The sequence below is a fragment of the Roseateles puraquae genome, from assembly GCF_002205845.1.
Taxonomy (GTDB): Bacteria; Pseudomonadota; Gammaproteobacteria; order Burkholderiales; family Burkholderiaceae_C; genus Pelomonas; species Pelomonas puraquae.
Window position 1 is genome coordinate 174,910 of the sequence record NZ_NISI01000001.1, and the last position, 16,461, is coordinate 191,370.

At 65.0% G+C, this 16,461-nt stretch carries 16 protein-coding genes and 1 tRNA gene; all 17 read right to left on the minus strand.

What is annotated here, in order from left to right:
• Window positions 1–18: 18 nt before the first annotated feature.
• On the minus strand, window positions 19–2,058 hold the full coding sequence (nuoL, locus tag CDO81_RS00775) for an NADH-quinone oxidoreductase subunit L (protein WP_088481270.1): 2,040 nt from the start codon (window positions 2,056–2,058) through the stop codon (window positions 19–21).
• Between the two features lie 25 nt (window positions 2,059–2,083).
• Window positions 2,084–2,404, minus strand: a complete 321-nt coding sequence (gene nuoK / locus CDO81_RS00780) for an NADH-quinone oxidoreductase subunit NuoK (protein WP_088481271.1) — start codon at window positions 2,402–2,404, stop codon at window positions 2,084–2,086.
• Window positions 2,401–3,042, minus strand: coding sequence for an NADH-quinone oxidoreductase subunit J (locus CDO81_RS00785; RefSeq protein WP_088481272.1), 642 nt, complete (start codon window positions 3,040–3,042; stop codon window positions 2,401–2,403). The genes nuoK and CDO81_RS00785 overlap by 4 nt, the downstream gene beginning before the upstream one ends.
• Window positions 3,043–3,100: 58 nt before the next feature.
• On the minus strand, window positions 3,101–3,586 hold the full coding sequence (nuoI, locus tag CDO81_RS00790; protein WP_088481273.1) for an NADH-quinone oxidoreductase subunit NuoI: 486 nt from the start codon (window positions 3,584–3,586) through the stop codon (window positions 3,101–3,103).
• Between the two features lie 86 nt (window positions 3,587–3,672).
• Window positions 3,673–4,770 carry an NADH-quinone oxidoreductase subunit NuoH gene (nuoH, locus tag CDO81_RS00795; protein ID WP_088481274.1) on the minus strand — a complete coding sequence of 366 codons (1,098 nt, stop codon included), beginning with the start codon at window positions 4,768–4,770 and terminating at the stop codon, window positions 3,673–3,675.
• A gap of 14 nt (window positions 4,771–4,784) precedes the next feature.
• Complete coding sequence (nuoG, locus tag CDO81_RS00800) at window positions 4,785–7,091, minus strand: NADH-quinone oxidoreductase subunit NuoG (protein WP_088481275.1); 2,307 nt, start codon at window positions 7,089–7,091, stop codon at window positions 4,785–4,787.
• Between the two features lie 18 nt (window positions 7,092–7,109).
• Window positions 7,110–8,450, minus strand: a complete 1,341-nt coding sequence (nuoF, locus tag CDO81_RS00805; RefSeq protein ID WP_088481276.1) for an NADH-quinone oxidoreductase subunit NuoF — start codon at window positions 8,448–8,450, stop codon at window positions 7,110–7,112.
• Between the two features lie 8 nt (window positions 8,451–8,458).
• Complete coding sequence (locus tag CDO81_RS00810; RefSeq protein WP_088481277.1) at window positions 8,459–8,971, minus strand: NADH-quinone oxidoreductase subunit NuoE family protein; 513 nt, start codon at window positions 8,969–8,971, stop codon at window positions 8,459–8,461.
• 10 nt (window positions 8,972–8,981) lie between these two features.
• Complete coding sequence (locus CDO81_RS00815; protein WP_088481278.1) at window positions 8,982–10,235, minus strand: NADH-quinone oxidoreductase subunit D; 1,254 nt, start codon at window positions 10,233–10,235, stop codon at window positions 8,982–8,984.
• Window positions 10,236–10,246: 11 nt separating this feature from the next.
• Window positions 10,247–10,843 carry an NADH-quinone oxidoreductase subunit C gene (locus CDO81_RS00820; RefSeq protein WP_088481279.1) on the minus strand — a complete coding sequence of 199 codons (597 nt, stop codon included), beginning with the start codon at window positions 10,841–10,843 and terminating at the stop codon, window positions 10,247–10,249.
• Window positions 10,844–10,851: 8 nt separating this feature from the next.
• Entirely contained in the window at window positions 10,852–11,328 is a 477-nt protein-coding gene (locus tag CDO81_RS00825) for a NuoB/complex I 20 kDa subunit family protein (RefSeq protein WP_046113908.1), read from the minus strand.
• Window positions 11,329–11,358: 30 nt separating this feature from the next.
• Window positions 11,359–11,718: an NADH-quinone oxidoreductase subunit A gene (locus tag CDO81_RS00830; protein ID WP_088481280.1), complete on the minus strand. Its 360-nt coding sequence runs from the start codon at window positions 11,716–11,718 to the stop codon at window positions 11,359–11,361.
• A gap of 185 nt (window positions 11,719–11,903) precedes the next feature.
• A tRNA-Leu gene (locus CDO81_RS00835) sits at window positions 11,904–11,988 on the minus strand.
• A gap of 110 nt (window positions 11,989–12,098) precedes the next feature.
• Entirely contained in the window at window positions 12,099–12,488 is a 390-nt protein-coding gene (gene secG, locus CDO81_RS00840; protein ID WP_088481281.1) for a preprotein translocase subunit SecG, read from the minus strand.
• 60 nt (window positions 12,489–12,548) lie between these two features.
• Complete coding sequence (gene tpiA, locus CDO81_RS00845; protein WP_088481282.1) at window positions 12,549–13,292, minus strand: triose-phosphate isomerase; 744 nt, start codon at window positions 13,290–13,292, stop codon at window positions 12,549–12,551.
• Window positions 13,293–13,302: 10 nt separating this feature from the next.
• Window positions 13,303–14,289 (minus strand): NAD(P)H-quinone oxidoreductase, encoded by a 987-nt coding sequence (locus CDO81_RS00850; RefSeq protein ID WP_088481283.1) that lies wholly within the window; start codon window positions 14,287–14,289, stop codon window positions 13,303–13,305.
• Window positions 14,290–14,299: 10 nt separating this feature from the next.
• Entirely contained in the window at window positions 14,300–16,450 is a 2,151-nt protein-coding gene (gene pnp / locus CDO81_RS00855; protein ID WP_088482379.1) for a polyribonucleotide nucleotidyltransferase, read from the minus strand.
• Between the last annotated feature and the right edge of the window lie 11 nt (window positions 16,451–16,461).

A 16,461-nucleotide genomic window follows, 5' to 3' on the forward strand; every position in this document is an offset into this window, starting at 1 on the left:
TTGTTCTCCGCCGCTCGATCAGGACCCGAACAGGGCGCTGAACTGGGGCTTGATGTAGGGCCAGAGCTGCCAGGTCATCAGACCGGTCACGCCGAGGATCATGACCAGCGCGTACCAATACAGGAAGCCGGTCTGCACGCGGCGCACCAGGCCCGCGATGCCGCCCACCGTCTTGGCCGAGCCGTTGATGACGAGGCCGTCGATCAGTGCCCCGTCACCGCCCTTCCACAGACCCACGCCGATCGCACGGGCCAGGCGGGCCAGCACGTTCTCGTTGAACCAGTCCATGAAGTACTTGTTCTCGAGGATGACGATCAGCGGACGCAGCACCTTGGCCAGGGTTGCCGGGATGCTGGGCGCAACCATGTAGAACACGTAGGCCGTGGCCACACCCGCGAACGCCAGCCAGAACGGCAGCGTCTTCAGGCCATGCACGGCCATGGCCACGGCACCGTGGAACTCGCTGGCCAGCTCTTCCATCGCCGGGTGGGCGTGGAGGTTGACGAAGATGGCGTCCTTGAAGAACTCGCCGTAGAGCATCGGCTGGATCGCCAGGAAACCGATGACCACCGACGGAATGGCCAGCAGCACCAGCGGCACCGTCACCACCCAAGGCGACTCGTGCGGAGTGTGGTCATGGCCATGACCGTGGTCGTCATGGTGATCGTGCTCACCGGGGAAAGGCTTGTGGTGGAAATGCTCCTTGCCGTGGAAGACCAGGAAGTACATCCGGAACGAATAGAAGGCCGTCACGAAGACGCCGGCAATCACCGCGAAGTAGGCGAAGCCTGAGGCTGGCAGATGGCTGGCATGCACCGCCTCGATGATCGAGTCCTTCGAATAGAAGCCCGAGAACAGCGGCGTGCCGATCAACGCCAGCGAGCCCAGCAGTGACGTGATCCAGGTGATCGGCATGTACTTGCGCAGGCCGCCCATGTTGCGGATGTCCTGGTCGTGGTGCATGCCCATGATCACCGAGCCCGCACCGAGGAACAGCAACGCCTTGAAGAACGCGTGCGTCATCAGGTGGAAGACGGCGACAGAGTAGGCCGAAGCCCCGAGCGCCACGGTCATGTAGCCGAGCTGTGACAGCGTCGAATACGCCACCACGCGCTTGATGTCGTTCTGGATGATGCCCAGGAAGCCCATGAACAGCGCCGTGATCGAACCGATCACCATGACGAAGTTCAGCGCGGTGTCGCTCAGCTCGAACAGCGGCGACATGCGCGCCACCATGAAGATGCCGGCCGTCACCATGGTGGCGGCGTGGATCAGGGCGGAGATGGGCGTCGGGCCTTCCATGGAGTCAGGCAGCCAGACGTGCAGCGGGAACTGCGCGCTCTTGCCCATGGCGCCGATGAACAGGCAGATGCAGGCCACGCTCAGCAGCGCCCAGTCCGTGCCCGGGAAGACCATCTTGGACAGCACGTCCGCCTTGGCGAAGGTCTCGGTGTAGTTGAGCGAGCCGCCGTAGGCCACCAGCAGGCCGATGCCCAGGATGAAGCCGAAGTCACCCACACGGTTGACCAGGAAGGCCTTCATGTTGGCGAAGATCGCGCTCTGCTTCTTGTACCAGAAGCCGATCAGCAGGTAGGACACCAGGCCCACGGCCTCCCAGCCGAAGAACAGCTGGAGCATGTTGTTGCTCATCACGAGCATCAGCATGCTGAACGTGAACAGCGAGATGTAGGAGAAGAAGCGCTGGTAGCCGTCATCTTCTTCCATGTAGCCGATGGTGTAGATGTGCACCATCAGCGACACGAAGGTCACCACGCACATCATCATGGCCGTCAGGCCGTCGACCAGGAAGCCGACTTCCATCTTCAGGGGCCCAAGCACCATCCATTCATAGATGGTGGCGTTGAAGCGCGCGCCGTCGACCGCGACGCTGTACAGCGTCATGGCCGAGAGGACGAACGCCACCAGCACGCCGAGGATGGTCACCATGTGCGAGGCACGGCGGCCGATGGTCTTGCCGAAGAAGCCGGCCAGGATCGCGCCCGCGAGCGGCGCCAGCGGCACCGTCAGCAGCAGGTTCTGGGAGAGTTGTGCAGACATCTTGTTCGCCTGTGTCCTTGTTCGATCAGCCCTTGAGCGCGTCGAGCTCTTCCACGTTGATGCTGGCGCGATTGCGGAACAGCACGACGAGGATGGCCAGGCCGATGGCCGATTCGGCCGCAGCAACGGTCAAGATGAAGAACACGAAGACCTGGCCGCCCATGTCGCCGAGGTAGTGCGAGAAGGCGACGAAGTTCAGGTTGACCGCCAGCAGCATCAGCTCAATGGCCATCAGCAGCACGATCAGGTTCTTGCGGTTCAGGAAGATGCCGATCACCGACAGCGCGAACAGCATCGCGCCGAGCGTCAGGAAATGGCCCAGGGTCAGTCCAGCGGCGCCGATCATGCCTGGCCTCCTTCGTTGGGGGCAGCGGCCGGCGCGGGAGCTGCGACGGTCGGTGCCATCTTGATGATCTTCAGGCGGTCAGCCTTGGTGACCTTGACCTGTTCGGACGCATCCATCGCGCGCGAATCCTTGCGACGACGCAGGGTCAGGGCAATGGCGGCCACGATGGCCACCAGCAGCAGCACGGCGGCGATTTGAAGCGGGTAGAGGTAGCTCGTGTAGATCTCGATGCCGAGCAGCTTGGTGTTGCCCTGCTGCAGCTGGGCAGCGGTCGCCACCGGCGCGTCGGAGAGCTGGAAGCCGCCCATCAGCACGATGCCCATCTCGAAGGCGATCAGCGCGCCGATGACGGCAGCCACGGGCAGATGCTTCCAGAAGCCCTCACGCATGCTGTCGGTATTCAGGTCGAGCATCATCACGACGAACAGGAACAGCACCATGACGGCACCGATGTAGACCAGCACCAGGGCGATCGCCAGGAACTCGGCCTTCAGCAGCATCCAGATGCAGGAGGCCGTGAAGAACGAGAGGATCAGGAAGAGCGCGGCATGCACAGTGCTTCGCGCCGTGATGACACGGAACGACGACACCAGCAGGATGCCGGAGAAGACGTAGAAGAGGATGGTCGTGATGTCCATACGTATCCAGGCCAGCTGAGCTGGACCACCGGCGGCAGGCTTGGCGCCCGCCGGGCGATCAGCGGTACTTGGCGTCCGCCTCCTTTTGCGCAGCGATTTGCGGCTCGTACTTGTCACCGACCGCCAGCAGCATGTCCTTGGTGAAGTACAGATCACCACGCTTCTCACCGTGGTACTCGAAGATGTTGGTCTCGACGATCGAGTCCACCGGGCAGCTTTCCTCGCAGAAGCCGCAGAAGATGCACTTGGTCAGATCGATGTCGTAGCGCGTGGTGCGGCGGCTGCCGTCGGCGCGCACATCGCTCTCGATGGTGATGGCCATCGCAGGGCAGACGGCCTCACAGAGCTTGCAGGCGATGCAACGCTCTTCACCGTTCTCGTAGCGGCGCAGCGCGTGCAGGCCACGGAAGCGAGGCGACAGCGGCGTCTTCTCTTCCGGGAACTGCACCGTGATGTTGCGCGACAGGAAATGCCGACCCGTCAGGGCCATGCCCTTGAAGAGCTCAGTGAGCAGGAAGCTCTTGGCAAAGTCTTTGATGGACATCTGATTACTGACTCCGCAGAGCCGCCTCAAGGAGGCAGTCGCCCCCTTGGGGGGCAGTGAACGAAGTGAACGTGGGGGTCGTCATGTCACTTCCAGATGTTGAACGGGGTCTGCATCCACAGGCCGACGACGACCAGCCAGACCAGGGTCACGGGGATGAAGATCTTCCAGCCCAGACGCATGATCTGGTCGTAGCGGAAGCGCGGGAACGTCGCCCGCACCCACAGGAACATCGTGACCACGAAGAAGGTCTTGGCGAACAGCCAGAACCAGTTCCAGAAGGCCATGGTGTTCTGGATGAACTGCGGCGTCTCCATGCCGAACAGGTGCCAGGAGATCGGTGCGCTCCAGCCGCCCAGGAACATGACGACAGCCAGGGCCGACACCAGGATCATGTTGGCGTACTCGGCGAGGAAGAACATCGCGAACGACATGCCCGAGTACTCGATCATGTGACCGGCCACGATCTCCGACTCACCTTCGACCACGTCGAACGGGTGGCGATTGGTTTCAGCGAGGCCGGAGATGAAGTAGACGATGAAGATCGGCAGCAGGGGCAGCCAATTCCAGGACAGGATGTTGAGCCCCATCGCGGCGAAGGTGCCCTTCTCCTGCACCTGCACGATGGTCGTCATGTTCAAGCTGCCGGTGACCATCAGCACGATGACCAGCGCGAAACCCATCGCGATCTCGTAGGACACCATCTGCGCCGAGGCGCGCAGCGCACCCAGGAAGGCGTACTTCGAGTTGGACGCCCAGCCCGCGATGATGACCCCGTACACCTCCAGCGAGGTGATGGCCATCAGGAAGAGCAGGCCGGCGTTCACGTTGGCCACCGCGGCATCCGGACCGAAAGGCACCACGGCCCAGGCGGCCAGCGCCGGCATGATGGTCATGACGGGGCCGAGGAAGAACAGGCCCTTGTTGGCCGCCGTCGGCTTGATGATCTCCTTGAAGATCAGCTTGACCGCGTCCGCGATGGGCGTGAGCAAGCCGTAGGGGCCGACACGGTTCGGGCCCGGGCGGATCTGCGACCAGCCAATCGCCTTGCGTTCCCAGAGCGTCAGGTAAGCCACGCAGATCATCAGCGGTGCGACCACCGCGATGATCTTCATCAGGCTCCATACCAGGGGCCACAGGCCGCCCAGCAGGGAAGCGCCGTTTTGGTAGAGGGTGTCGATCATGTTGTGAAGCTCCCTCAGACCTTGCTGATGCCCACGGTGCCGAAGACGGCACCGAGGCTGGCGGTTTGCGGCAGGCCGGCTGGCACGCGGGCGACGCCGTCGGGCAGGCCCGCTTCCAGTCGCGCCGGCAGTTGGGCGGCGCCGCCGTCTTGCACGACGCGCACCAGGTCGCCCTCGGCCAGGCCGAGCTGCTGCCACAGCGAGGTCGGCAGGCCGACGGTGGCGGCCTCGCGGCCGTCGCTGGTCAATTGCAGCGACGTCGAGTGGCGGACCAGGGCATCGGCGGCGTAGATGGGCAGGTTGCCGAAGCGCTCGACGCCCTCCCCTCGCGCACCCGCTTGCGGTGTGGCGCTGGTGGCGTTGCTGAGGCGAGCGGAGAAATCGCCGCCAAGCGCCTGCTCACGCACCTGCTCCGAGCTGTCCTGGTTGAAGCCTTCAAGGCCGAGCAGGTTGCCCAGCACGCGCAGCACCTTCCAGCCCGGGCGCGTCTCGGCCAGCGGGCGCACGACGCCCACGAAGCTCTGCAGGCGGCCTTCGGCGTTGACGAAGCTGCCTGAGGTCTCCGTGAAGGGGGCGATCGGCAGCAGCACGTCGGCGTACTCAATGCCGGTTTTGAAGGGACTCAGCACGACGACCATCTCGGCGGCCTCCAGCGCCTTGGCCGCAGCGGCGGCGTTGGCGGCGTCGAGCACCGGGTCGGTGTTGAGCAGCACGGCCGCCTTCAGTGCGGAGCCACTCAGCATCTGGGCGGCGTTCAGGCCGCCGGACACCGGTTGCGCCTTCACCAGCTGGGCGCCGACGGTGTTGGCCGCATCGGTCAGGTAGCCGACCGACGCACCCGTCTGCTGGCCAATCCACTGGGCCAGCGCCAGCAGGCTGGCTGCCTGCGGGTGTTCCGCAGCCGCGTTGCCGAGCAGCACCGCCTTGGCACTACCGGAGCTGAGGCTGGCGGCGATGGCCTTGGCCTCGTCGGTGGCCGTACCCGCCAGAGGTGCTCCGGAGCCAATCGCGGCGGCGACGTCCGCCAGGGCCTGCACCCAGCCGGACGGCGCGGCGGACACCGAGGTGCCCAGCGGCATCAGCCAGTCGTCCTGACCGAGACCGACGCGATGCACGGCGGCGCCGCGACGTGCGGCGTAGCGCAGGCGGGCCGCAAACAGCGGGTGATCCTTGCGCAGGTTGGAGCCGATGACCAGCGCGCGGTCCAGCTCGGACAGCTTGGCGATCGGCAAACCCAGCCAGCGGGCCTGGCCGGCGGGCGCGGCGTTGCCGAAATCGCTGTGCCGCAGGCGGTGGTCGATGTTGTCACTGCCCAGGCCACGCACGATGGCGCTCAGCAGGTGCAGTTCTTCCACCGTGCTGTGTGCCGAGGCCAGCGCACCGATGGCACCGGCGCCGTGGTCGCCCTTGATGGACTTCAAGCCATTTGCGACGTACTCGAGCGCCGTCGTCCAGTCGACCTGCTTCCAGGCGCCGCCCTGCTTGATCATGGGAGCGGTCAGGCGAGCGTCGCTGTTGAGGGCCTCGTAGCTGAAGCGGTCACGGTCGGCAATCCAGCACTCGTTGACCTCTTCGTTCTCGAGCGGCACGACACGCATCACCTGCTGGCCCTTGACCTGCACGATCAGGTTGGCACCGGTGGAATCGTGCGGGCTGACGCTCTTGCGGCGCGACAGTTCCCACGTACGGGCGCTGTAGCGGAAGGGCTTGCTCGTGAGCGCGCCGACCGGGCAGATGTCGATCATGTTGCCCGACAGCTCGGAGTCCACCGTGCGGCCGACGAAGGTCTGGATCTCGCTGTGCTCGCCTCGGTGGGCCATGCCCAGCTCCATCACGCCGGCAATCTCCTGGCCAAAGCGCACGCAGCGGGTGCAGTGGATGCAGCGGCTCATCTCTTCCATCGAGATCAGCGGGCCGACGTTCTTGTGGAAGACGACGCGCTTCTCTTCGGTGTAGCGGCTCTTGCTGCCGCCGTAGCCGACGGCCAGGTCCTGCAACTGGCACTCACCACCCTGGTCGCAGATCGGGCAATCCAGCGGGTGGTTGATCAGCAGGAATTCCATGACGCCCTGCTGGGCCTTGATCGCCTTGTCACTCTTGGTGCGGACGATCATGCCCTGCGTGACCGGGGTCGCGCAGGCGGGCATGGGCTTGGGCGCTTTCTCCACGTCCACGAGGCACATGCGGCAGTTGGCCGCGATGGAGAGCTTCTTGTGGTAGCAGAAGTGCGGGATGTAGGTGCCGGCCTTCTCGGCAGCATGCATCACCATGCTGCCTTCCTGGACCGAGACCTTCTGACCGTCGAGTTCGATTTCAACCATGGCTATTCCCGGGGGCGGTCAAGTCGGAGCCACCAGGGGCTTCTTGTGTTCAATCAGGTGCACGAACTCGTGCTTGAAGTGCTTGATCATGGCGCGCACAGGCATCGCGGCAGCGTCGCCCAGCGCACAGATCGTGCGACCCTGGATGTTGTCGGCCACCGAGTTCAGCAGATCGATGTCTTCGGGGCGGCCCTCACCCGCGTAGATGCGCTCCAGCACGCGGTGCATCCAGCCGGTGCCCTCGCGGCAGGGCGTGCACTGGCCGCAGGACTCGTGGCTGTAGAAGTACGACAGGCGCAGCAGGCTCTGCACCATGCAACGCGAGTCATCGATGACGATGACCGCACCCGAGCCCAGCATCGAGCCGGCCTTGGCGATGGAGTCATAGTCCATCGTGCACTGCATCATCACCTCGGCGGGCAGCACCGGGGCGGACGAGCCGCCCGGGATGACGGCCTTGAGCTTTCGGCCCTTGCGCACACCACCCGCGAGTTCAAGCAGCACCGAGAACGGCGTGCCCAGCGGAATCTCAAAGTTGCCGGGCTTCTCGACGTCGCCTGACACCGAGAACAGCTTGGTGCCGCCGTTGTTGGGCTTGCCGATCTCCAGGTAGGCCTGGCCGCCGTTGCGGATGATCCAGGGCACCGCCGCGAAGGTCTCGGTGTTGTTGATGGTGGTCGGCTTGCCGTACAGGCCGAAGCTGGCCGGGAACGGCGGCTTGAAGCGCGGTTGGCCCTTCTTGCCTTCGAGCGACTCCAGCAGCGCCGTTTCCTCACCACAGATGTAGGCGCCGAAACCATGGTGCGCATGCAGCTGGAAGCTGAAGGCGCTGCCCATGATGTTGTTGCCGAGGTAGCCAGCGGCCCGAGCTTCTTCGAGCGCGGCCTCGAAGCGTTCGTACACCTCGAAGATCTCGCCGTGGATGTAGTTGTAGCCGACCGTGATGCCCATGGCGTAGGCGGCGATCGCCATGCCTTCGATCACCTGGTGCGGGTTGTGCATCAGGATCTCGCGGTCCTTGCAGGTGCCGGGCTCGCCTTCGTCGGAGTTGCAGACGAGGTACTTCTGACCCGGGAACTGGCGGGGCATGAAGCTCCACTTCAGGCCGGTCGGGAAACCGGCGCCGCCGCGGCCGCGCAGCGCGGACGTCTTGACTTCGGCGATGACCTGGTCAGGCGTCAGGCCTTCGCCACCATCCTTGCCCAGGATCTTGCGCAGCGCGGCGTAGCCGCCGCGGGCTTCGTAGTCCTTGATCGACCAGTTCTTACCGTTCAGGTCTGCGTAGATCTGGGGGCTGATGTGGCGGCCGTGGAAGCAGGTCTCGGCGCCCGTGCTTTGAAACTTGGAGAGGTCCAGCATGGTTGTCCTCAGGCCTTGGCCGCTTCGGCGCGCAGCACGTCGATGAGGTCATCGAGGCGCTCGTTGGTCATGAAGCTGCACATCTGGCGGTCGTTGACCAGCATGACCGGCGAGTCGGCGCAGGCGCCCAGGCACTCGCTCTTCTGCACGGTGAACAGGCCGTCGGCCGTGGTGCCGCCCTGCTCGATGCCGAGCTTGCTGCACAGATGGTCGATGGCCTTTTGGCCGTCACGCAGCTGGCAAGGCAGGTTCGCGCACACATTGAGCTTGAACTTGCCCAGCGGCCGCTGGTTGTACATGTTGTAGAAGGTCGTCACCTCGTAGACCGCGATGGGCGGCATGCCGAGGTGGGCGGCGATGGCGTCCTCCGCCGCGCGGGAGACGTAGCCTTCCTCCTGCTGGACGATGGCCAGGCAGGCCATGACCGCAGACTGGCGCTGGTCGGCGGGGTACTTGGCGACCTCGCGGTCGAAGCGAGCGCGGGTCGCGTCGCTCAGGGTGTAGTCGGTGCTGCTCGTCATCGCTTGCCTGTCAACGATCGATTTCGCCGAACACGATGTCCATCGTGCCGATGATGGCCACCGCGTCCGCGATCATGTGGCCCTTGCCCATTTCGTCGAGGGCCGCGAGATGGGCGAAGCCCGGGGCGCGGATCTTGAGGCGATAGGGCTTGTTGGCGCCGTCGCTGACGAGGTAGATGCCGAACTCGCCCTTGGGATGTTCGACGGCGGCGTAGGCCTCGCCCTCGGGCACGTGGAAGCCTTCGGTGAAGAGCTTGAAGTGATGGATCAGCTCTTCCATGTTGGACTTCATGTCCACACGGGCCGGCGGCGCCACCTTGTGGTTGTCGGTGATGACCGGGCCCGAGTTGGCCTTGAGCCACTTCACGCACTGCTCGACGATGCGGCAGGACTGGCGCATCTCTTCAACGCGCACGACGTAGCGGTCGTAGGTATCGCCGTTGGTGCCGACCGGCACGTCGAAGTCCATCTTGGCGTAGACGTCGTAGGGCTGCGTCTTGCGCAGGTCCCAGGCGATGCCCGAGCCGCGCAGCATGGCGCCGGTGAAGCCCATGTTCAGCGCGCGCTCCGGCGTCACGACGCCGATGCCGACCGTGCGCTGCTTCCAGATGCGGTTGTCGGTCAACAGGGTTTCGTAGTCGTCGACGTTCTTGGGGAAGCGGCGGCAGAAGTCCTCGATGAAGTCCAGCAGCGAGCCCTGGCGGTTCTCGTTGAGCTGGGCAATCGTCTTGGCGTTCTTGATCTTGCTGACCTGGTACTGCGGCATGCTGTCCGGCAGGTCGCGGTAGACACCGCCCGGACGGAAGTAGGCCGCGTGCATCCGCGCGCCCGAGACCGCCTCGTACATGTCGAAGATGTCTTCGCGCTCGCGGAAGCAGTAGATGAGGATGTTCATCGCACCGCAGTCCAGGCCGTGGCACCCCAGCCAGAGCAGGTGGTTCAGGATGCGGGTCAGCTCGGCGAACATCACGCGGATGTATTGCGCGCGCTCCGGCACCTCGATGCCCATCAGCTTCTCGATGGCCAGGCAGTAGGCGTGCTCATTGGCCATCATCGACACGTAGTCGAGACGGTCCATGTAGGGCAGCGACTGGATGAATGTCTTCTGCTCGGCCAGCTTTTCAGTGGCGCGGTGCAGCAGCCCGATGTGCGGGTCGGCGCGCTGGATGACTTCGCCGTCGAGCTCCAGCACCAGGCGCAGCACGCCGTGCGCAGCGGGGTGCTGGGGGCCGAAGTTCAGGGTGTAGTTCTTGATTTCTGCCATGACTGTTCGGCTTACAGGCCGCCGTACTTGTCTTCGCGAATGATGCGCGGTGTGATCTCGCGCGGCTCGATCGTCACGGGCTGGTAGATCACTCGCTTCTGCTCGGCGTCGTAGCGCATCTCGACGTGCCCCGACACCGGGAAGTCCTTGCGCATCGGGTGGCCGATGAAGCCGTAGTCCGTCAGGATGCGGCGCAGGTCGTTGTGGCCGTCGAAGATGACGCCGTACATGTCGAACGCCTCGCGCTCGAACCAGTTGGCCGAGTTCCAGACGGGCGTGACCGAGGCCACCACCGGGAAATCATCATCGGCCGCGAAGACCTTCAGGCGCAGGCGCCAGTTCTTGCTGACCGACAGCAGATGGCTCACCACCGCGTAGCGCGCGCCTTCGTAGGTGCCGTCGCCATAGGTGCTGTAGTCAACGCCGCAGAGGTCGATCAGCTGCTCGAGCTTCAGCTCGGGGTGATCCCGCAGTGTGGTGGCGACGTCGAAGTAGTCTGACGCGCGCACGGTCAGCGTCAGTTCGCCGAGCGCGTGCTTCAGGTCGACGATGCGCTCGCCGAGGATGGCGCCCAGTTGCTGCGCCAGGGTGTCGAGGTGTTGGCTCATTCCGGGGCTCAGCGGGCGATGGTGTTTTCGCGGCGGATCTTGGCCTGCAACTGCAGGATGCCGTAGAGCAGCGCCTCAGCCGTCGGCGGGCAGCCCGGCACGTACACGTCGACCGGCACGATACGGTCGCAGCCGCGAACGACCGAGTAGCTGTAGTGGTAGTAGCCGCCGCCGTTGGCGCAGGAACCCATGGAGAGCACCCAGCGCGGCTCGGCCATCTGGTCATACACCTTGCGCAGGGCCGGCGCCATCTTGTTGCACAACGTGCCGGCCACGATCATCAGGTCGGACTGCCGCGGGCTCGGGCGGAACAGCATGCCGAAGCGGTCGATGTCGTAGCGCGCGGCACCCGCGTGCATCATCTCGACGGCGCAGCAGGCCAAGCCGAAGGTCATCGGCCACAGCGAGCCGGTCTTGGACCAGTTGATGAGCTTGTCGACCGAGGTCGTGACAAAGCCCTCTTTGAGGACGCCTTCAATACCCATTTGGAATTCCCAGCTTGTGTCGGCGAACGCTTATTCCCAGTCCAGGGCGCCCTTTTTCCACTCGTAGGCAAAGCCCACGACCAGAATGCCGAGGAAGATCATCATCGCCCAGAAGCCTGTCGCGCCGATTTCCTTCAGGGCAACAGCCCAGGGAAACAGGAAGGCAATTTCCAGGTCGAAGAGGATGAAGAGGATGGCGACGAGGTAGTAGCGCACATCGAATTTCATGCGCGCGTCTTCAAAGGCCTCGAAGCCGCATTCGTAAGGGGAATTCTTGGCCGCATCGGGCCGATTGGGGCCCAGCAGGGCACCAAGCACCTGGGGCGCAATCCCGACCACCGCGCCGACCAGGATGAAGAGGATGACGGGCAGGTACTGTTCGAGATTCATGGGCGCCTTCTCGGGTGTCGACTAAAACGTCTTCGTCAACGCAGCCGCCGAACAGGCCGGCCACAAAAGCAAACAGGCGCGCCACCAGCGAATCCAAGGATGTCGCTCGCGGATCGCGCCCGCCTGGAACCTTGCCGCATGCAACCCGAGTGGATCGCCTGCGGCGACAGGCCGCTTCAATGTTCTGGTGCCGTCGGCGAGACTCGAACTCGCACAGCTTTCGCCACTACCCCCTCAAGATAGCGTGTCTACCAATTTCACCACGACGGCTGGTACTGTTTTGCCTGGCAACCGGAGAGGGTTTTGTTTACCAGACAGCCTCGCATTCTATACCGAAATTTTCACCCTTCCGGGGAAGAAGCGAGGGTTTTAGTCAGGCTTCAGTTCGCGGCGGCCGAAGCTGCGGCAGAGGCTGCAGGCGCCGTCACGGCGGGAGCCACAGCTGCGCCGGGGATGGCAGCGGCGCCAGACGCTGCGGGTGCAACGACAGGGGCGCGGTCGAGCACAGTGTCAGCAGCCGGGGCACCCGTGCGGCCATTGGCGAGGAAGGCCAGGCCCAGCGTGCAGCCGAAGAACAGCGTGGCCGCGAAGGCCGTGCTGCGCGACAGGAAGTTGGCACTGCCCGTGGCGCCGAACAGGCTGCCGGAAGCGCCGCTGCCGAAGGAGGCACCCATGTCGGCGCCCTTGCCGTGCTGCACCAGCACGAGACCGATGATCGCGATCGCGGACAGCAATTGAACGATCAGCACCAGATTCGCAAAGAACTGCATTCCAAACACTCCATCAAAACTAGCAGGCGCCCTGCCCCATCGGCCTGGCGCCCATCAAACTCACTGAGCCGCAGCGCGGCAGATGGCGGAGAAGCCCCCCGCCTTCAAGGAAGCACCACCGATCAGGCCACCGTCGATGTCCGCCTGGGCGAACAACTCAGCCGCGTTGTCGGCCTTGACACTGCCGCCGTAAAGGATGCGCATGACACCGGACCGGTCAGTCGCGGCATGCAGCTGCGCACGCAGAACGGCATGCACGGCCTGGGCCTGCGCGGGCGTGGCCGTGAGGCCCGTGCCAATCGCCCACACCGGCTCGTACGCCACCACCATCTCGCCGCAGCAGTGCCCCAGCGTGTGGATGACTGCGGCCAGCTGCCGCTTGACGACGGACTCCGTCTGCCCGGCCTCACGCTCAGCGCGTGTCTCGCCCACGCAGACGATGGGTGTCACACCATGCGCCAAGGCCGCCTTGGCCTTGTCGGCCACCAGCTGATCGCTTTCAGCGTGATAGGAGCGGCGCTCCGAGTGACCGACGATGACGTAACGGCAGCCGATGTCCGACAGCATGGCGCTCGACACTTCGCCCGTGTAGGCGCCCTGCTCGTGCGCCGAGCAGTCTTGCGCGCCGTACGCAATGGCTGAACCCGTCAGGGCAAGCGCGGTCTCGGCGATGTAAGGAAAAGGTACGCAGACGGCGACGTCGGCGTTCCATGGTCCCGCCTCCTTGAGGCCGGCCAGCAGCTGGGCATTGGCTGCACGACTGCCATGCATTTTCCAGTTGCCGACGACGAGCTTTCTTCTCATCTCCAATCCTTCACCAGGTCAGCACGATCTTGCCGATGTGCTGGTTGGACTCCATCAGTGCATGCGCCTCGGCCGCCTGGGCAGCGGGCAGCTCACGGTAGATGACCGGCTTGATGTGGCCGGCCTCGATCAGCGGCCAGACCCGATCGCGCAGCGACCGCGCCAGCTCCGCCTTGAAGGCGGTCGAGCGAGGACGCAGCGTCGAGCCCGTGATCGTCAGCCGACGGCGCAGCAGAAGACCGGCATCGATCTCCGATTTCACGCCGCCCTGCACCGCGATCAGCGCCAGGCGCCCGTCTTCGGCCAGCGCCTGCACACCGCGGCCGATGTAGTCGCCTGCGACCATGTCGAGGATGACATCGACCCCCCGGCCGCCGGTGGCCGCCTTGGCTTCGACGACGAAATCCTGCTCACGGTAGTTGATGGCCACGTCGGCACCCAGCGCCCGGCAAGCCTCGGCCTTGTCGCCAGAGCCCACCGTCACCAGCACTCGGGCACCCAGGGCACGCGCCATCTGGATGGCCGTCACGCCGATGCCGCTGGAGCCGCCATGCACGAGCAAGGTTTCGCCCGCCTGCAGGCGCGCGCGGTCGAACACATTGGCCCAGACGGTGAAGCAGGTTTCGGGCAGGCTTGCCGCCTGAGCCAGCGTCCAACCAGCAGGCACTGGCAGGCACTGGCCGACTGGCACCACACACAACTCGGCATAGCCACCGCCATTGGCCAGTGCGCAGACCTGGTCGCCGACGGCAAGGCCATGCGCCGCCAAGGCAGCCGCATCACCGGCCACGATCTCGCCAGCCACTTCGAGGCCCGGGAGATCGCTTGCGCCCGGCGGGGGCGGATAGGCGCCCTTGCGCTGCAGCACGTCCGGCCGATTGATGCCGGACGCTGCCACGCGGATCAAGCACTCGCCCGGGCCCGCGACCGGGTCCGGCCTTTCGGCCAGTTCCAGCACTTCAGGCCCACCGGGGCGGGTGATCTCGATCGCACGCATGAGACGCGATTTACTCGGCAGCCGGCGGCGCGGCCTCAGCAGCCGGTGCCGGGGTGGCTTCACGCTCCGGGCGGTCGATCAGCGCCTTCATGGACAGCTTGATGCGGCCCTTCTCGTCGGTCTCCAGGACCTTGACCTTGACGACCTGGCCTTCTTGCAGGAAGTCGGTCACCTTCTCGACGCGCTGGTGGGCGATCTGGCTGATGTGCAGCAGGCCGTCCTTGCCCGGCAGCAGGTTCACGAGGGCGCCGAAGTCCAGGATCTTGGTGATGGGGCCTTCGTAGACCTTGCCCACTTCGACTTCAGCCGTGATCTCCTCGATGCGCTTCTTGGCGAGGGCCGCCTTCTCGGCGTCGGTCGAGGCAATGGTGATGGTGCCGTCTTCGCCGATGTCGATGGTCGTGCCGGTTTCTTCAGTCAGCGCGCGGATGGTGGCGCCGCCCTTGCCGATCACGTCACGGATCTTCTCCGGGTTGATCTTCATCGAGTACAGGCGCGGCGCGAACTGCGACACCTCGGTGTTGGCCGTGCCCATGGCTTCAACCATCTTGCCCAGGATGTGCAGGCGAGCCTCCTTGGCCTGAGCCAGGGCGACCTGCATGATTTCCTTGGTGATGCCCTGGATCTTGATGTCCATCTGCAGGGCGGTGATGCCCGTGGAGGTGCCGGCAACCTTGAAGTCCATGTCGCCGAGGTGATCCTCGTCACCCAGGATGTCGGTCAGCACGGCAAAGCGGTTGCCGTCCTTGATCAGGCCCATCGCGATGCCGGCGACGTGCGCCTTCAGCGGCACGCCGGCATCCATCAGCGACAGGCAGCCGCCGCAGACGGAGGCCATCGACGAGGAACCGTTGGACTCGGTGATTTCCGACACCACGCGCAACGAGTACGGGAACTCTTCCTTGCTAGGCAGCACGGCGACCAGCGCGCGCTTGGCCAGGCGGCCGTGGCCGATCTCGCGGCGCTTCGGGCTGCCCACGCGACCCGTTTCGCCGGTGGCGAACGGGGGCATGTTGTAGTGCAGCATGAAGCGGTCTTCGAACTCGCCGTCGAGTGCGTCGATGCGCTGGGCATCACGGTCGGTGCCGAGGGTGGCGATCACCAGGGCCTGGGTCTCACCGCGCGTGAACAGCGCCGAGCCGTGGGTGCGCGGCAGGATGCCGTTGCGGATCTCGATGGGGCGCACGGTGCGGGTGTCGCGGCCATCGATGCGCGGCTCGCCGGCCAGGATCTGGCTGCGCACGATGCGGGCTTCGATCTCGAACAGCAGGCCTTCCACCTCGACCTTGTCGAAGGCGACGCCTTCAGCGGTCAGCGCGGCGAAGACATTCGCGGCGGCGGTGCGGCAGGCTTGCGTGCGGGCCTGCTTGGAGCGGATCTGGTAGGCCTCGCGCAGCGGGCCTTCGGCCAGGGCCGTGACCTTGGCAATGAAGGCTTCGTCCTTGGCCGGGGCAGTCCAGTTCCAGGCCGGCTTGCCGGCTTCCTTGACGAGCTCGTTGATGGCGGCGATGGCGACGTTGCCTTGCTCATGGCCGAACACCACGGCGCCCAGCATGACTTCTTCCGACAGGCCCGAGGCTTCGGACTCGACCATCAGCACCGCAGCTTGCGTGCCGGCCACGACCAGGTCCATCTGGCTGTTGACCAGCTCGGTCTTGCTGGGGTTGAGCACGTACTCGCCGTTGACGTAGCCGACGCGGGCGGCGCCGATCGGGCCGTTGAACGGGATGCCCGAGATGGCCAGCGCGGCGGAGGTGCCGATCATGGCGGCGATGTCGGCCTGCACTTCAGGGTTCAGGCTGACGACGTGGATGACGACCTGGACTTCATTGAAGAAGCCTTCCGGGAACAGCGGGCGGATCGGGCGGTCGATCAGGCGGCTGGTCAGGGTCTCGTGCTCGGAGGGGCGGCCCTCACGCTTGAAGAAGCTGCCGGGGATCTTGCCGGCGGCGTACGTCTTCTCGAGGTAGTCGACGGTCAGCGGGAAGAAGTCCTGGCCGGCCTTGGCTTCGGTCTTGGCGACCACGGTGGCCAGCACGACCGTGCCTTCGATGTTGACGACGACGGCGCCGGTCGACTGGCGGGCGACTTCACCCGTTTCCAGCACGACGTTGTGACGGCCCCATTGGAAGGACTTGGTGACCTTGTTGAACATGGACATGCTCATCTCCT